At 36.9% G+C, this 16,656-nt stretch carries 12 protein-coding genes; 3 read left to right on the forward strand and 9 right to left on the reverse strand.

What is annotated here, in order from left to right:
* The first annotated feature begins 309 nt into the window (after positions 1 to 309).
* Positions 310 to 1,833 carry a TolB family protein gene (locus B9A52_RS04760; RefSeq protein ID WP_084119222.1) on the forward strand — a complete coding sequence of 508 codons (1,524 nt, stop codon included), beginning with the start codon at positions 310 to 312 and terminating at the stop codon, positions 1,831 to 1,833.
* A gap of 626 nt (positions 1,834 to 2,459) precedes the next feature.
* Here the strand turns inward: B9A52_RS04760 and B9A52_RS04765 are convergent.
* The 3 genes from B9A52_RS04765 to B9A52_RS04775 all read right to left on the reverse strand — a co-directional run bounded on the left by B9A52_RS04765 (position 2,460) and on the right by B9A52_RS04775 (position 4,474).
* Entirely contained in the window at positions 2,460 to 3,467 is a 1,008-nt protein-coding gene (locus B9A52_RS04765) for an SMP-30/gluconolactonase/LRE family protein (RefSeq protein WP_231955493.1), read from the reverse strand.
* 229 nt (positions 3,468 to 3,696) lie between these two features.
* Positions 3,697 to 4,191 carry a GNAT family N-acetyltransferase gene (locus tag B9A52_RS04770; protein ID WP_084119223.1) on the reverse strand — a complete coding sequence of 165 codons (495 nt, stop codon included), beginning with the start codon at positions 4,189 to 4,191 and terminating at the stop codon, positions 3,697 to 3,699.
* Positions 4,151 to 4,474, reverse strand: coding sequence for a type II toxin-antitoxin system TacA family antitoxin (locus tag B9A52_RS04775; protein WP_084119224.1), 324 nt, complete (start codon positions 4,472 to 4,474; stop codon positions 4,151 to 4,153). The genes B9A52_RS04770 and B9A52_RS04775 overlap by 41 nt, the downstream gene beginning before the upstream one ends.
* Before the next feature lie 391 nt (positions 4,475 to 4,865).
* Here B9A52_RS04775 and B9A52_RS04780 point away from each other — a divergent pair, with 391 nt between their 5' ends.
* The gene (locus B9A52_RS04780) at positions 4,866 to 6,338 is read left to right on the forward strand and encodes a PDDEXK family nuclease (RefSeq protein WP_084119225.1); all 1,473 of its coding nucleotides are present in this window, start codon (positions 4,866 to 4,868) and stop codon (positions 6,336 to 6,338) included.
* Positions 6,339 to 6,388: 50 nt separating this feature from the next.
* Positions 6,389 to 7,507, forward strand: a complete 1,119-nt coding sequence (locus B9A52_RS04785; protein WP_084119226.1) for a cysteine desulfurase family protein — start codon at positions 6,389 to 6,391, stop codon at positions 7,505 to 7,507.
* Here B9A52_RS04785 and B9A52_RS04790 read toward each other — a convergent pair.
* Genes B9A52_RS04790 through B9A52_RS04815 form a run of 6 tightly spaced genes read right to left on the reverse strand, consistent with a single transcriptional unit; the run spans position 7,493 to position 16,623 of the window.
* Positions 7,493 to 8,224: a hypothetical protein gene (locus tag B9A52_RS04790; RefSeq protein ID WP_084119227.1), complete on the reverse strand. Its 732-nt coding sequence runs from the start codon at positions 8,222 to 8,224 to the stop codon at positions 7,493 to 7,495. The two genes, B9A52_RS04785 and B9A52_RS04790, sit on opposite strands and share 15 nt — an antisense overlap.
* Positions 8,205 to 9,332, reverse strand: a complete 1,128-nt coding sequence (locus tag B9A52_RS04795) for a hypothetical protein (RefSeq protein WP_084119228.1) — start codon at positions 9,330 to 9,332, stop codon at positions 8,205 to 8,207. Before B9A52_RS04795 ends, B9A52_RS04790 begins: the two co-directional genes overlap by 20 nt.
* Entirely contained in the window at positions 9,322 to 11,418 is a 2,097-nt protein-coding gene (locus B9A52_RS04800) for a sensor histidine kinase (RefSeq protein WP_084119229.1), read from the reverse strand. Before B9A52_RS04800 ends, B9A52_RS04795 begins: the two co-directional genes overlap by 11 nt.
* 6 nt (positions 11,419 to 11,424) lie before the next feature.
* The gene (locus B9A52_RS04805; RefSeq protein WP_084119230.1) at positions 11,425 to 12,549 is read right to left on the reverse strand and encodes a phosphoadenosine phosphosulfate reductase family protein; all 1,125 of its coding nucleotides are present in this window, start codon (positions 12,547 to 12,549) and stop codon (positions 11,425 to 11,427) included.
* 2 nt (positions 12,550 to 12,551) lie between these two features.
* On the reverse strand, positions 12,552 to 15,770 hold the full coding sequence (locus B9A52_RS04810; protein WP_084119231.1) for a hypothetical protein: 3,219 nt from the start codon (positions 15,768 to 15,770) through the stop codon (positions 12,552 to 12,554).
* Positions 15,763 to 16,623, reverse strand: a complete 861-nt coding sequence (locus tag B9A52_RS04815; protein ID WP_084119232.1) for a DUF4007 family protein — start codon at positions 16,621 to 16,623, stop codon at positions 15,763 to 15,765. The genes B9A52_RS04810 and B9A52_RS04815 overlap by 8 nt, the downstream gene beginning before the upstream one ends.
* Positions 16,624 to 16,656 lie beyond the last annotated feature (33 nt).

The following is a 16,656-nucleotide window of genomic DNA, read 5'->3' on the forward strand; positions in this document are numbered from 1 at the left end:
CTCAATCAAACAGGACCACACTCGAGGACAGGCACGGGGCACTATACAATGGGACGGCCATACTGCTCAAGGTTACTCTAATTTACTACCATGTCATTCCTTTTTCGTATGTTTCTGAAAAAATGTTGTAAACTCGAGGTGACAAGGCAAAGTCCAGTAATTGATTCGAATGCTATTTGTAGTTCTAAACCATCAATTTCCAAATCTGTCATTAGAAATGAGTTTTATTCTCGAAAATCCCCAACCATCACATATTGCTAGAAAAAACCTGATTTTTTGTTTTAAATTACTGATAAAACCCAAAGACCTATGAAATACTTGATCACATTATTTGGTTTATTCCTGATGCAGATGGCTATCGCCCAAGAGGAAAAAATCGGCATATTCAGTCACAGCAAAGACATTGGAAATCCAAAACTGAAAGGGAAAACTGTCTATGACCAAGAAACCCAAACTTACCATCTTCAAGGAGCCGGATATAATATTTGGTTTGAAAGGGATGAGTTTCATTATGCCTTTGATAAAATAGAGGGGGATTTTATTCTGACTGCCAATTTTGAGTTTGTAGGTGAAGGTGTAGATCTCCACCGAAAAGTCGGATTGATGGTCAGGGAATCGGAGGATGAAAATGCGGCACATATTACTGCTACACTTCACGGTGACGGACTTACTGTCTTACAGTGGCGGGAGCTGAAAGGTGCCTTTATGCGGGATCCGGAGGATGAGATTTTTGCTCCGAAGAGCCATTATTCCATCCTTCAATTGGAGCGGGTCGGGGATGAATTTATCATGCGCGCTGCCCTCCCGAATGAACCACTTCAGGTAATCGGTTCCCACAAAATGTCTGTCATGAAAAACGCTGTTTTGGTGGGCATTTTTATCGGTTCGCACAATGAAGACGTTTTGGAAGAAGCCAAAGCTTGGAATGTAAGATTGGACAAGCCTGTTGCTGACAGTTACAATCCGGGAAGGGATGGATATTTGGGCTGCCGTTTGGAAACCATGAATGTTTTTACAGGAGTAAGAAAAGTGATCTTTGAAAAAGATGGCCGCTTTGAAGCGCCTAATTGGATGCCCGATGGCCAAAAGTTATTGATCAATATGGATGGTTCACTTTACAAAATCCCTGTAGAAGGCGGGAGTTTGGAAAAACTCAATACCGGATTCGCTGACCGGAACAACAATGACCATGGGATATCATTTGACGGAAAAATGCTGGCCATCAGCCATCAAAGAGAAGGTTATCCCGGTTGGGGATCGACAGTGTACGTACTTCCCTTGGAGGGCGGTGAACCGACCTTGGTAACCGAAGAGACCCCTTCCTATTGGCATGGATGGTCGCCCAATGGCAAAGAAGTCCTATATGTGGCTTCCCGGGGAGAAAGAAAAACCTATGACATTTACAAAAAAAATATCAAAGGCGGAGATGAAGTAGCCTTGACCAATACCAAGCCCGGAGAGCATGTGGATGGATGTGAATATTCCCCTGATGGGAAATACATTTATTACAATGGCAGTAAATCCGGAACCATGCAGATTTGGAGAATGAAACCGGACGGATCTGAACCCGAACAACTGACTTTTGACGAAACCAATGATTGGTTTCCCCATATTTCGCCCGATGGCAAATGGCTGGTGTATATTTCCTTTCCTGAAGACATTCCTGTAAATGACCATCCTTCCTACAAAAGAGTCGCCCTTAAAATGATGCCCACTTCAGGAGGCGCCCCAAGGGTAATTGCATATTTGTATGGTGGACAGGGTACCATCAATGTGCCATCCTGGTCACCGGACAGTCAGTCGATTGCCTTTGTCAGTAACTTCGGGAAATAAATTAGGGACAACAGAATCTGTGTTCATCTGCGAAATCTGCGGTTGTATATCTTTAACCACAGATGTCCGCGGATTTTCACAGATTATAAAGGTGCTTTGGAAAGGGGTTATCAGAGTTTAAGTGCTTAATTCAGAGATAGCGGAGGTAGAACCTCCTCACTCACGGGTCCGGAGGTACAACCTTCGGACAACAGGACAACGGAATCTGTGTTCATCTGTGAAATCTGCGGTTGTATTTTTTTAACCACAGATGTCCGCGGATTTTCACAGATTATAAAGGTGCTTTTGGAAAGGGATTTTTTGAGTTTAAGTGCTTAATTCAGAGATAGTGGAGGTAGAACCTCCAAACTCAGTGATCCGAAGGTACAACCATCGGACAACAGGACAACGGAATCTGTGTTCATCTGTGAAATCTGTGGTTGTGTTTTTTTAACCACAGATGTTCGCGGATTTTCACAGATTATAAAAGGACTTTGGAAAGAGAGTTTAAGTGCTTAATTTAGAGATATTGGAGGTAGAACCTCCTCACTCAGTGATCCGAAGGTACAACCTTCGGATAACAGGACAACGGACGAGTTAATATGCTTAAACGCCTATCTCAGATCTATTTTCTAAGGCCTAGTGTCTCACTTTTTCAATCTCAATTTCAACACATAACTATCGGCCGTCATAAAAAAGGTTTTTTCGTCTGTGGAAAACGCACAGTTTGAAGTAGCCTCTCCGGTGGCAATTCTTGCAAGGGGTTTTCCTGCTGCATCAAATATCCACACGCCTCCCGGACCGGTGGCGAAGATAGTCCCCGAACTGTGGACCTTCATCCCATCGGGCAATCCCTTGTAACCTTCTTTGCCTACATAGGAAGTGGCGTCGAAGAAAAGGCTACGGTTGTGGATAAGTCCGTTCTCTCCAACTTCATATTTGAACCAAACAGCTTGGTCAGGGTCGGAATTGGCCAGATAAAAGTATTTTTCATCCGGACTAAATGCCAGGCCGTTTGGCCGGGAAATGCTGTCCAAAAGCAGTAATTCCCCATCCGTTTTCAGACAATAGATTCCCTGGAAATCCAACTCCTTAGCCGGGTCATCCATATTGAATTCCAAGCCATAAGGTGGGTCGGTGAAATACATATTTCCGGCCTTATCAAAAACCACATCGTTTGGACTGTTAAGCCTTTTGCCCTGAAAGTTATCCACAAGGGTGATAAATTTTGATTGAGGTTGGTCCAAGGGACTGTCCATCCTGGCCATCCTGCGGTCACCATGCTGACACATGACCAATCTGCCCTGAGGATCCAAAGTCAACCCATTGGCACCGACTTCACCGCCTCTTTGGGTTTCTCCGGTATAGCCTGAAGGTTTGATATAAATACTGCTTTCCCGATCCTTTACCTGATAGATGGCATTATTGGGGATATCGGTAAAGACCAAAGTTTGGGTCTCCTCCAACCAAAGCGGCCCCTCGGTCCAGGCATGGCCTGTGGATAAGATTTCCAGTTTGGCTTCCGGGTCCAGGATTTCCAATATCTTGTTATCAAAGATTTCTATAAAGGCATCTTGTTTGTAATTCATATCGGTTTGGGTTTTGGTGCAGGAGAGAATCAGGATGGGTATAAAACAAAGCAGTAATCGGTTCATAGGTCAAGGGGTTTGGTGGAGGATTGATCTAAAATAAGCATAAAAATGTGGATAGACTATCGTTACTTTTGATTCAGTCAATTTTTAAACATGAATGGGCTTTACATTAGGCTACTCGTAGGAAGTGTCTTTATCCTAAAAAAGGATGATTTAGTGAATTATAGGAATAAAATAAAAATGCCATCCTTCACTAGATGGATGACATTTTTGCATTCCCGATTCTGACCTTTTAATCCTTCAAAAGCTCCCTAATAGTAGCCATTGGAAGAAACATCCTGTCTGAGGTGTTTAGTTTTATAAAACCATAAAGCTCATAAAATTTTATTGCAGCATTATCTATTGGATCAACAAAAACTCCGGCAATTCCCAAGACTTCTGATACTTTTAAAATTTCAGTAAATGCTTCAACCAACAAATAACCTCCAAGACCCTTACCTTGGTAATTTTTATCTATGGCTAATCTTCCGATTGCAGCAAAAGGAATATCTGAATATCGGGGCAATTTTTTGGACACGTTATCAGGGATTTCCTCTTTGGGAATAGAACCTGAAGATAGTGTATAGTAACCTATTACCTTATTTTCTTCCCCTTCCAGTATGTAGCAAACCGCCACATTTTTTTCAACATCCTGTTTGGCAATTTTTGCCAAATAATCATTAAGTGACCTTTTGCCACAATCAAACTCATTCTTTTTGTGGGATTTCCCCAGTTTGCAAATTTTCATCGAATTGTTCGCTTTTGAATTTCAAATAATTTAAGCGAGCTTTTTTCAAATGGGCATTGGGACTTGGGGGATTCAGCAATGCATTAAAGAAAATACGTTTATCCTCTTCACTCTTCAAAATTTGACTTTCTTCAATCAATAAACTTTTGGATTCCTTGTACACACAATGCACAACGAATTCAGTCAGATTCTTAAACCCGCTAATCACCGAAGCTCTTTTAAAAAGCTCTTTCTGTTCTGTGCTAATACGAACATCAATTCTGTCATTAACTTGAGTTGCCATATCTACTTATTTTATTATTATCTGATTTTATCTGAATTCTAAATTTGATCTTTCAGTTTTTTTTTGCTGTGATTTAGTTGCTTGGCTTTAACTTTGATTATATTATCTATTCTTGTTGCCTTTTTAACTTCGGATTTTGCGATTTTATATTGATTTTTCTTGAGTTGAATTCTTTTAGTCTGTTTTTTCTTTTAATTTGTCTTTGACCTATAGTCCAATTCGTATTAGCAGAACAAATGTACGCTTTTTCAACGTACAAAAAAATAATTTTTAAAGAATATTAAATCAATATTTAACCTAGAATTAATATATTCAGGTAATAAAATGGACTAAATTCTTCAAATTGATATCAGAATCGATTTTTAAGTTGTAACTAATCTCAAGTATTAAAATGAAAAGTGATAATGATATAATACAATTTGCAAAGAAATTATGTGAAATTTATAATCTTGATTTAGAAAAAAGTTCTGAGAATTATTTCAAGATAAATACCGATAATGCTTCCGGGATTTCAATAATTATTGAGATTGATAAGGCCAATAAGCTTTCTTTTTATTTCCTTCAAAGAACATATGATGTATTCTATCACGGTGATAGAACTGATGCCCACGTAGTTCTTAGCTTAATGTTTAGTAGCTTTATCAGATTATCAGGCCTCCCTGTTTCATTTTCATTATTTGACATCCCTCATGTAGTAGAAGACGAAATATGGGGTAGATATATAATGCCGGTTCAAATACCTTCTTTCTTTGGGATTTCAAATGAAGAACAATTACGACAGAGAATACATGAAATCATTGCCTTGGTGGTTATTTGGAGACAAAAATTTTGGGAATTTGCAGGATGTCCTTGTAATAACTGTATGGAGAAAGAAGGTATAGACAATAATAGAGATTATGAAATACAAAGTAGAAAATTTGAATCAATTGAAAAAATTTATGGTAAATCATCCCATTTGAACTATGGAGGCCGTAAGAGGCCGAATTGGAATTATGTATATGATTTTGAAAATGAAGTAACTATAATTGAATCAGAAGAACTATCTGGATACATGCAGGCGATTTTTAATAATAAAAAGTTTCCTGAGAATATTATTAAAGGTATAAATGGTGACCTTGTGATCGATAAGGAAATAAATAATTTTATACACAACGATTCGAGGAAAGAATTTGAGGAATTAATTGAAGCATTAAATGGTAACAAAGCACTCAATTACCCTATCATTCCTTTTGAGAATATGTTAATTGCAGTTTCAAACCCGTACATTATTGCATTAGGTAGATTATCTGGTGTGTCTGAATTCAAATCAGAACGAGAGTTACTAAGATATAGACATAATAAAGAAGCTGAAATTTTATTTCCAATTCCGTCTTTTTTATGGATAGAAAAAGTTTGTCCGGATCAATTTGAAAATCTAATAAAAGCTCTTTTGGAGAGAGAACCAAATGTAAAAACCGTCCGAAGACCAGCACCTATAAATCAAGGTGATAAAGGTAGAGACTTATTGATTGAATGGAATGTTATTGATGAAACTATAGTTTCAGAAGTACACCCACCTAGTAAAATTATTAAAATAGTTGGTCAATGTAAAACCAGTACAAATACAATTGGAAAAAATAAAGTAATTGATATTAGAGATACAGTTGAAACCCATAATTCTTCTGGCTATTTTTTAGCGGTTAACACCCAAATTTCTTCACCATTAACAGAAAAACTAGAGTCATTAAAAAACAATGGAATTTGGACCTCATGGTGGAATCGTGAAGATATTGAATTAAGACTTTCAAAAAATCAAGACCTGATCCCAAATTTCCCAAATGTGGTTAAAGTTAAACATAAAGTGAAGTTTGTGGATAAAGAATAAAAATTTGCTACAATTGAAACTTATCCATTAAGAAAATAAAAATAGATCCCTTGAATCAATTACCCACATATCTGGACTACGCCTCCACCACTCCTCTTGACTCCCGTGTCTTGGAAGCAATGATTCCAATTTTTTTGGAAAATTACGGCAATGCAAACAGCACAACCCATCTTTTTGGTGAGCGGGCAGCTATGGCAGTCAAGGAATCGAGACAGATTATCGCAGATGCGATTCAGGCTCAACCTGAAGAAATCCATTTTACTTCGGGAGCTACAGAAGCAATCAACCTTGTCCTAAAGGGCGCATTTAAATCTTACGGCCACCAAAAGCCTCATATTATTACCTCCCAAACGGAACATAAAGCCGTTTTGGACACCTGTGCTTATTTGGAGGAAATCGGAGCAGAAGTCACTTATCTAACGGTCAATTCAGATGGGTTAATTGACTTAAATGAACTGGCTTCAAGTTTCCGAAATGACACCTTAATGGTGAGCATAATGGCTGCTAATAACGAGACTGGGGTATTACAGGATGTTCAACGAATTGGAGAAATCTGCAAATCAAAGAAAGTCCTGTTCTTTTCAGATGCAACTCAGGCATTTGGAAAAATTCCAATCCAGGTCTTAGAGCAGTCTATTGATTTGCTTTGCTTCAGTGCCCATAAAATCTATGGCCCTAAAGGAATTGGTGGACTCTATGTCAAAAAGGGAATCAAATTGACACCCCAAATCCATGGTGGAGGACATGAGTTTGGACTTCGCTCAGGAACGCTCAATGTTCCCGGAATTGTAGGCATGGCCAAAGCTATCCAGCTATGTTTGGATGAATTGAAGGAGACAAGTGTACACCTAGAGAAGATCCGGAATGAATTTGAAAAGGAAATGGAAGGGGCCGGAAAAATCAAAGTCAATGGAAAACATGCACCAAGGCTTCCCCATTTCAGTAATTTCCAATTGCTCAAGGAAGATTCAGATGCTTTTCTACTTCGTAATCGGAACAAAATCGCCGTAGCAAAAGGATCTGCTTGTAATTCTGCATTAATTCAGCCTTCACATGTTCTCAAAGCGATGGGGCTAAGTGATCAAGATGCCGAGAATTCGATAAGGGTGACATATGGAACTATGACTGAAATAAATCCTCAACACAATAATATTTTAAAATCCTTTTAAGGATTTGAAATCCAAATTTGATATAACTTCAAAGCTCGGATTGATTTTTTGAAATGCAATAGAATATGGTAACCAATAATTGATATGTGCGCGTTTAAGTAAAGCAGTATATCTTGGATCTTCAGTAATTTTAATATGATTTTCTTTTTTATAATAATTCCTAATTACAAAATCAACACCTAAAACCAATTCCATAGGTGGATGTATTATTCTCGGACCTGCGTTTGAAAATAATTTACCTAACTCCGATCCAAAAGGTTTTAATGATTTTCCGCCATAAGTGCAATGGTAAATAGGATGGCAAAATTCAGACATTCCGCAATCCCCACGGTCAAAGTGGAATCCTGAATAGACCTCCTTAAAATTAGAATCTTCAAAATATTTAACTTCAACAATGAGGTTTAAACCTAATCTTGAAACCCTATCATCAAACTCATTATCTACACTAATAAGCTCTTCAAGCAAAACATTTAATTTCACTTGTCTATCAATTTCACTATTATCAAGTTTTTCAATTCCATGTGGAATAGCATGTCTTTCAATATCAAAATTTTGAAATACTAAAAACATGGGCTCATCAATACTATATGAAATATAATCACCAGTTTTAACAACAGATATTTTATGAAGCAAATCAGGGTTCTTTACATATTTTCCCCAGTTACCTAACAAATCTGCTAAAACATTAATATCATGCTTAATTTCTGCTATTCTCATGAGAAAACCTCTTCTTTAAAAATATAACTCTTTCTCTATCAACCAAATCAATATCTCTATTTAAGTCACAATTAAATGCTTCTTCATATGAAAGATACCTTTGGTCTATCCAAGGCATCATATTGTCAGATTTTTTTACAAGAATGGCTTCTTCAAAAGCAATTGGACGTTTGCTATAGTTACAGACATACCAAAAATTCGAACTAACATTGTATTTCAATGGTTTTGCAAATGATAATTTTAAATCGAATTTATCATTTAGCATCTGAACTCTTTCTTTGCTATTTAAAGAAGCCAGCGAAATCCCAAATAATTCATTCCAAAATTTAAGTAATCTGCTCTGATACCATCTATCCCAACCTTCCGAAAGAATTCCTTTATAACGGATTTCATCTAAAATTTTAAATTTCAAAGTTTCCCAAATTGAAGGATTCATGTCTTTATCAAATAAATCAACACCTAACCTTGATGCTAAAATATTTTCATCAATCAACAATCCATTTTCCAAAATAATATTATTCAATAGGTATTTAATAATTACATGAACGATTTTACCATCATTAAAAAGAATTTTTATACCCTCAATAAACCTTGGGTCAAACTCATCACTTTCATACCCTAAATCTTCAAAATTAAAAGATTCATCCATTAATTGAATATATGCCCTTGCTAGAGAATTAAGTTCTTTTATAACTTCATGATATCTTTCAGATAAATGATCTTTTGAATAAACAATATCAAACAGATCATGAATAGTTTTCTCTTTATTATAAACACTATAAAAATTAGCCTCTGCCGAACAAAGAACAATTGGAAAATCCTTTTGCAATCCTTTCTTTTCTACAGATAGAATTCTAAGCTGTTGAGCTAAAGCTGCGGCATTAAAATCCGCTAAAACCCCATCTTTATTTTTATTTTTTAACTTCCAATCCAATATTAATCCTGAATATTCACTTTGGTCCTCAAGTAAATCAGAAAGAACATTAGTCCATAACCCGTGTTGAAAGGGAACAACTTCTAATAAATCCTTTTCCACACTTAAATTTCTAGCAATTCCTTTAATATTCTCTAAAGGATCATCATCTATATAATAAAACCTATAGGCCATATTTCTTTAATATTTTCTCAGAAGCACTTGGCATGGTTATTCGAAAATTAGTATTAAAACCTGCTTCAGGTTCATAAATCACAATATTTCCAGAATAACCATTTAAAATATCTTTCACTATTTTCAAACCAAGTCCTGTTCCAGATACAGAATGAAAATCTTCACTAATTGAAGTGGAAGTTGTAAAAAAAGCATTAAATATTTTGTCATAATTTTCAGGTGGAATTCCATCTCCATTATCCATAAAATCTATAACCAGTGAGTTTTCAATTTTCTCTAAAACAATTTTTATTCTACCATCTTTTACATTTGCCCGGTTAATCGCTTTTCTTGAATTCGTCAAAAGATTATATAAAATTGAGGTTAATTCAGAAGGATGCATTGGTATAGTGTATAGATCAAAACCAAAAAAATCAAATAGCAATTCTATGTTTTTTGAAGCAGAATCTTTTGAGACAACAACTATAAAATCTCTGATTTTTTTTATCAAGTTCAAGGGTTCTTTTTCTCTCAGGACATTTTGTGCAATAGTTGCATCTAAATATGTAGTATAGCTTCTAAAGCTTAAAAAACTCTTTTTCAAATCCTCCAAAATTTCTTGAATTTCGTTATTATTTGAAAATAAAGATGATAAATAGTTAATATTTCCATTAAAGGATGGTACAAATTGCCTTATTTCGTGAGTAAACTCTCCGATGATAAGTCCTACACTAGCAAGTACTCTTAACATTTCAATTTCCTCAAGTTCTGATAACGTGTCTTCAATTAGATCTTTTAGCTTCTCATCATTTGTCTCAAATTCTTCAAGTCTTTCTTTTATTGGTGTCTCATTAAGGTTAATTCCATCTTTTTCTTCTTTTTCAATTAAAGCAATTCTTGCAGAATTAACTCTTTGAGCAGCGGATTTCAACGATCTATTTAAAAAAACACTTAATTGTTCAAAGGACAGATTTTCAACTAACCCTTCTCGGCTAGATGTTTCTTCAAAATCTTTTCCCTCAGAATCAAAAATCTCTACAAAACCAAAAAAATTATTATTATTAAATGGTACATAGGCATTTTGACTTGTCTTTACCGAGGATTTATCGATTTTGAGCCAATCATTACCTTTCTCTCCATATGGAAGAACTCTGAAACCATTTCTATATAGTTTAATTCCGGAATGTGATTCACTCAAATTTGCAATAAAATTAAAATCTACTTTTGGCAAAATAGATTTATACCACCTATAATTATAAATGAAATAATATGCTTTAAAATGTATTTCTTTTAGGGTAGAAAAGTCTCCTTCAATTTCAATTATATCATTTACCTGAAACCTTTCACTTCTTACTTCACATATACCTTTACCATCAATAACATAACCTTCAAAAACACCAAGTGCATGATCAAAATACATTTTACTTTGATCAATAATTACTTCTGATAATCCATCCTTTATTTTATAGAAGTATACATTAAATGCATTTTTATTTTCTTCAAGCCCGATTAAATTCATTCTTGACAAATCCGAAAGTGAACTTGGTTGTAATAGATCTGAGATATATCGAAAAACCCTTTTTATTTGTGGCTCAAGCCAAGCCTCTCTCAATTCAGATATAACCAATTCTGTACCTGAATCAAATTCTAAATCAACTTCTGTAAGTTGATTGGAAATGTTCCCTAACTCCTTATCTGATTCATAATCATCCCAATTAATTTCAAGCTTGTATCCTTTTATATCATCGTGTGATTTGGTTTTAATAGTTAATTTTGCTCCTAATCGTTGAGTTGCGAACCTTCCTATCCCTTTTCTTCCTGCTCTAATTCTATTAAACTTTGGAGACTTAGGATTATGGACTTTTTCTGTTGAAGAAAGCCTCATAAATCCATTAATTAGTTGATTTTTGGTCATCCCCGCCCCATTATCTAATAGAATTAACTTTCCGCCAAAATTGTCAGAATCTACAAATTTTAGAGTTACAATTGTAGCATCAGCATCATAAGAATTTTTTACTAGCTCTGAAACAGCAGTCTCAGCTCTTCCCACTAATTCTTTACCTAGCCGGTTTACAATTCCTGCATCAACAGAAAATTTTATTTCCATCTTCTTTTAAATAAAACAACTAGCACATCCCACTCCCTCAGCAGCCAAGATTTCATCCTGCCAGTTTTGTTGAGATTTTGCTTGGATTCTGTGCGTTCTGATATAATGCTCTTTTTTTATTGCTGCTATGCGCTCAGGTTGGGATAATTCGGAAAGGGTTTCCTCCTGCATCCAAGTATAGCCTTCCTGCTCATAGGTCATGGCTTTTGCGAATAGGTCAGGATGCTGTTCCAATAACCAAACCCATTCAATTTTTTGCTGATAAAAGCAGAAAAAACAACCAGATCGGCTCCGGGCATAGGTGCCTTTTTTGAGTTCTCCATCTATCTCTACTTCGTATTCCAGTTCCCGGTAATATTCAGGTGCACCGACTCCACTCTCGTCCAAAATCCGGAAGACATCCGTCAAGCGGATCACCTCCTCATTGTCTACAAGGGGAAAGTGATCCAATTTGCCCACCGGATAGTCTGTGGTTTTTAGATATTGAAACACCACTTGGTTGTATTCTTTAATGCCGATCCGTAGCAAACTCTCCAGCTTTTGCTTTTGGGTGAATGATGCAGAAATAGCCTTGGAAATATAGGGCTCAGCCTGCGCCAGTTCCTGAGGACTTAGTATTTCCCTGTAATAATTTAGGAGTTGATCCCGGTTGGAATTGGCCAGTACTTTTTTGGTCACATCTTCACTCCAGATGTTCTCTCTAAATGGAAAAATTGACTGTACATTGGGTTTCTTGGAAATATAACCTTCCCGGTCTTCATCACCTCTGATTCCCACATAAGAAATTGTAGGTACCTCCCCAATGTATTCTTCAAAGGGTTCCAACTTTAGTTTTTTAGTACACCAACGTGCCATTGAACTTGGAAGATATCCTCCGTAAAGTTCAAGAAAATGGTCAAAATTACTTGGTGCATTGGTGTGGTTTTCCTTGATGGGATCAATTCTCAAAATAGGTTTCCCCAATGCACTGTTCAATCTTTCGATCAATGCATAAGTTTCATCAAGCTCCCTACCGGTATCGCTGGTATAATACTCTATATCTAACTCAGGGTGACGGCTTTTCAGGAATAATGCCAATGCAGCAGAGTCTTTTCCTCCCGAAATACCTAAAACATGTCTTACTTTTGCCATCCTTATAAAAAATCTTTCAACAATTTAATTAAAGCTGCTTTATTTAGCAAACGATCTTCGTTATTTAAAAACCCAGTCAGCTTGGAATATATTTTCTCCACCTTTTTTTGGTCACCTGGGCTTAATGATACCTTATCATGAAGCCTCTTCCCGGTCTTGTCAATCAATTCAAAAGAATATGCCTCGTTTTCTTCTTGGGCATCCAAAAAATCATGAACTTCCAGGACTCTATCTAAATTGGCAAAAGCCTCTTTCAAACTTTCCATCAGGATTTTTTCTTCCTGATCACTCATTTGGTCAATGGATTTTCCCAGCAGTTGGTCCGCCAAAGATTTTAACCAACTGTCACGGTCATCCAATGCAGACATCAAACGTGTATGGAAAACCTTGAACTTGGGAACTAACAGGTGAGACTTGATGGACTTGTATTTTGACTGGACATGCGGTTTGTATTTCGCAAAGTCTGTATGTTTGCTTGAGTTTATCTCAAGCAGGTAGGTTTCTATTCTGTTCAACAGCTCATCATAGGCAGTCCGAAGTTCATAGATTGCCCCATTAAGCTGTTCTACGAAACCTTTTAGTACGGTACTATCCTCCTCGAAACTGATCCTTCCAAACCCCAATGCAGTTGGAATAGCTTCAAACAAAGCCGAAGAAGGATCTTCTGCTTTGGCTATAGCATTTCTAAAAGCCTTCGCTTGATTTGTCAACTTATCTGTCTGCAATGTATAAGCCGGAAGGTTTCTATAAAATCTGACAAAGGAACTAAAAATCCGAATAAAGCTGCTCCCCTGTCCGATGTCATCCGACAATGCGGTAATTTCACGATACTGGTGAAACAAGTCCAGTTTTACACCCTCGACTTTGTAGGCCTTGATGCTGTAATCTGAAGGTTTTTTGTGGATCAAGTCCAAGACATCGTTATCAATGTATGGGACATATCCCCGTTCATTATGAAATAGGGCAAAATCCTCCCTTTTGATAATGAGAAAAATCGGAACCCAAAAATCAACAAAACCTTTTTTGAGTTTGAGTTGCCCTGTAACCAAGTTTGAGTACAATTCATCCAGATTCTTCTTGGAAAATATCGACGAATCCAAAAATTCTATACTCTTTTCCCAAAGGGGGACATAACTCAGATCTGAAGGGGGCCCTAATTCAAATATCCCCTCAGCAGCACTATGAATACCCGTCTCCTTTAATAAGGAAAGATAAATGGTCTTTTGTGGAGGAAAATGATCTTTGGAATAACCTAAATCTTCTAGATGAGCACTTTCCAAGAGGTCAGAAAGCAATGCTTTTCTAGCGGTCATTATAGGCGTACTTAGGTGCTCCCGATTTGCCAACTCATTCCTGAACCTTGGAGTTAATGCATATTTAACTTCACAGATTTGGGAGATCTTTTTATTAAAATCGGTTTTAGAAGCAATGTTGATCTCATTGCCAGCGTAAATCCAAAAAGAATCCGATGAGCTGGTAAAGAGATAGCTTTCGATCAGATTGGACACTTCAATTTCAAGGTACTTGAGTTCCTCGACAAGTAAGTCCTGTGCTTCTGTATCATCTTTTGCCTCTTTCTCCATTACCCTCTTGATTTTTTCAATTTCAAGAAGGAGTCGCCTAACATTTTCAAGTGAATTAACTACTACAAATAGTTGAGGATATTTTAGGCCTTTCGAAATCTCAACCAGTTGTTTTTTGATTTCCTTTTCTGTGAACAGGATATTCACATAGCCATCAAGTTCACCTTCAGGTTCAGAGAAATCAAGTTCTTCCCCAAAACGATATTTAAAAAGCCTGGGAGTGCCATACTTGTAGTGGTATGCTTTTGCCTGAACAATCGGAAGATCAATATATTGTTTGAGCAAAGTGGTGACAGGCAAGTCATTATTGATATTTTTCCCGGCATTCTCTATTGCCTCTTCAATATTCAAAGTAGTTCCTGTTGAAAACTTGAACTTATTAACAGAATAAGAAAAGAATATTATCCTTTGACTTTTGAGCGTTTTGATTAGTTTTTGGGGATCAGAAATCCCCATGGTCAACTTGGCATATTCGCAAAGTATCACTTCGTCCCAGGTTCCAAATTCTCTTGCGAATAAATTCACCAACAAAATGGTTTTGAGCAGGTTTTCCATCTGCTCCAACTCAATGTTACTTGAAGCAAATAGACTTATTTTTTCAAAAGCTAAAAATGCAGCTTCCCATTGGGTTTTGTCCCGATTGAACTTTCTATCCAAAAGGTAGCTGCTAAGGGAGTTGTAGAGATAATCATAAACCTTTGATAAATTGAACCCTTGCCCACTTGATGGATCCCAACCCTTTAATCCAATTTTTTCATTTGAGGAAAGGAAAGTAAACAGGGAACGTTCATTTTGACCATAGCGAGTCAAAGCATTTACCAAAACATAAGCAGAAAGGTAGTCAAGAGGATAGAGCTTTCTTGCAAGATCCCCATCAAGCATCCCCGTATTGTTAATGAGGTTGGATTTTTGAAGAAGTTTCAATAATGTATCAAACTTGCTCTCATCCACCACTTCAAATCCCATTTCCTGCTGTCGCTCCGCAGCTAAAAAAAGAAGTTGCTCGATAGGCTCATTGAAACTGATATCCAACAATCTTCCCCTCACTTTTTCCCATTCATTTCGCTCATTGGGTTTGAGACTATAGAAATAGGAGCCGAAATTTTGGTGAAGGGCAGTAATCAATACGATATTCCTATCAGGGCTATTCGCAAATTCAGCTAACTCTTGGATAAAATACAATTCCGATCCTGGATCATTGGCAACTGCATATTCCAGGTATTTGCCAAATTCATCGACTATAATAACAGTACAGGAATTATTTTTGGTTTTTAATTCCAGTCCTTGTAAAATGGATTTGGTGGAATCCATTTTGACCTCAATTTTTTCCGCAAAAGCTTCTTTGAAGGATCGGCTTTCACCGATCAAGTTGATAAAATCAAAAGATTTAATCCCATTGAACTGGCCATTGACCAAGCCAAAATAAGCTTCATTTTTGCCACTAAGATTCTGTTCCAAAGCCCATAGGAAGCTGGATTTCCCTGTTCCGTAGGAACCGATAATGTTAAATGCCCGGTGCCCTGTCCGAAAGTTATTGGCAATTCGATCAAAGACTTGCTTGGCATTCGGAGTAGGTATATAGTGGATATCCCTATTCTGATCCCGGATGATATTGGTAGAAACTGAAAATTCAGGCATTGTAATAACTCTTTAAAATCTCCCATTTATCCAATGAGGTATCGATTTGCACTTCTTTTCTTCCCGCATCCTCTTTGAACGTAATCTGTCCGGGAAACAGCTCACAAAGATTTCCGACATGTCGCTCTACGCCTTCATTCGTGCAAACCAAGGCATCACCAGCTTGATCAATTATCTCTTCCATAGATATTGATTCCCGATTAGGAAAGGAATCCAAAATGCAATAAAGGAAAACCAAGGAGGGGATTTCCTTTTGATGATCAACCCGGAGTTGATAGGTTTTCTCATTTGTAGAAACTGGAACCTGAGAAATCAGATTCAATTCTACAAACATCGAGGAAAGATCATCTTCAATTCCTTTTCCCGCCCTTTCTTCCACGAGGTACATTTTGACAAAAACCTTAACGTCATTTTGGAGAGTTTTTTCTGCTACTTTCCCATCTGTATTCCGGCGGAGAAATTGCTCCAATTGTGAAATTTGAAATTGGTTTCGGCGTTGTAATTTTCTAAACTCCTTGAAGAAAAGCCTATAAATGCTAGCTTTCCCCAAATTCACCAAATGATATTGCCAAATCCATAGACTTCCCGGATATTCCAAAAATTCATCCCATCCCCCGGGTGCAAAAATTCTATTTGCCAATTCTGACACATTTCCGTCTTCATCTTTGACACCAAAAGCTTTGAGCCAGAAGTGGATAGAGGCAACCATATTTTTACCTACACCAAGTTTTAAAACTGAGTCATCCGCACTAAAGTCCCCTTTATCTTCCAGAAAATCAACGCCTTTCTTGAGCCAAAAGCTTCGGCAATGAAAAGTTTCGTGCCCGGTGAAGGAAAGTTTTTGTGATGACATAGTTAATTAACTTAATAACTTATTTGGATACAA

The organism is Aquiflexum balticum DSM 16537, from assembly GCF_900176595.1.
GTDB classification, from domain to species: domain Bacteria; phylum Bacteroidota; class Bacteroidia; order Cytophagales; family Cyclobacteriaceae; genus Aquiflexum; species Aquiflexum balticum.

Excerpts from the sequence above, each read along its gene's own strand:
- B9A52_RS04760 (WP_084119222.1), top strand. The coding sequence starts at position 310 with ATGAAATACTTGATCACATTATTTGGTTTATTCCTGATGCAGATGGCT.
- B9A52_RS04765 (WP_231955493.1), bottom strand. The coding sequence starts at position 3,467 with ATGAACCGATTACTGCTTTGTTTTATACCCATCCTGATTCTCTCCTGC.
- B9A52_RS04770 (WP_084119223.1), bottom strand. The coding sequence starts at position 4,191 with ATGAAAATTTGCAAACTGGGGAAATCCCACAAAAAGAATGAGTTTGAT.
- B9A52_RS04775 (WP_084119224.1), bottom strand. The coding sequence starts at position 4,474 with ATGGCAACTCAAGTTAATGACAGAATTGATGTTCGTATTAGCACAGAA.
- B9A52_RS04780 (WP_084119225.1), top strand. The coding sequence starts at position 4,866 with ATGAAAAGTGATAATGATATAATACAATTTGCAAAGAAATTATGTGAA.
- B9A52_RS04790 (WP_084119227.1), bottom strand. The coding sequence starts at position 8,224 with ATGAGAATAGCAGAAATTAAGCATGATATTAATGTTTTAGCAGATTTG.
- B9A52_RS04795 (WP_084119228.1), bottom strand. The coding sequence starts at position 9,332 with ATGGCCTATAGGTTTTATTATATAGATGATGATCCTTTAGAGAATATT.
- B9A52_RS04800 (WP_084119229.1), bottom strand. The coding sequence starts at position 11,418 with ATGGAAATAAAATTTTCTGTTGATGCAGGAATTGTAAACCGGCTAGGT.
- B9A52_RS04805 (WP_084119230.1), bottom strand. The coding sequence starts at position 12,549 with ATGGCAAAAGTAAGACATGTTTTAGGTATTTCGGGAGGAAAAGACTCT.
- B9A52_RS04810 (WP_084119231.1), bottom strand. The coding sequence starts at position 15,770 with ATGCCTGAATTTTCAGTTTCTACCAATATCATCCGGGATCAGAATAGG.
- B9A52_RS04815 (WP_084119232.1), bottom strand. The coding sequence starts at position 16,623 with ATGTCATCACAAAAACTTTCCTTCACCGGGCACGAAACTTTTCATTGC.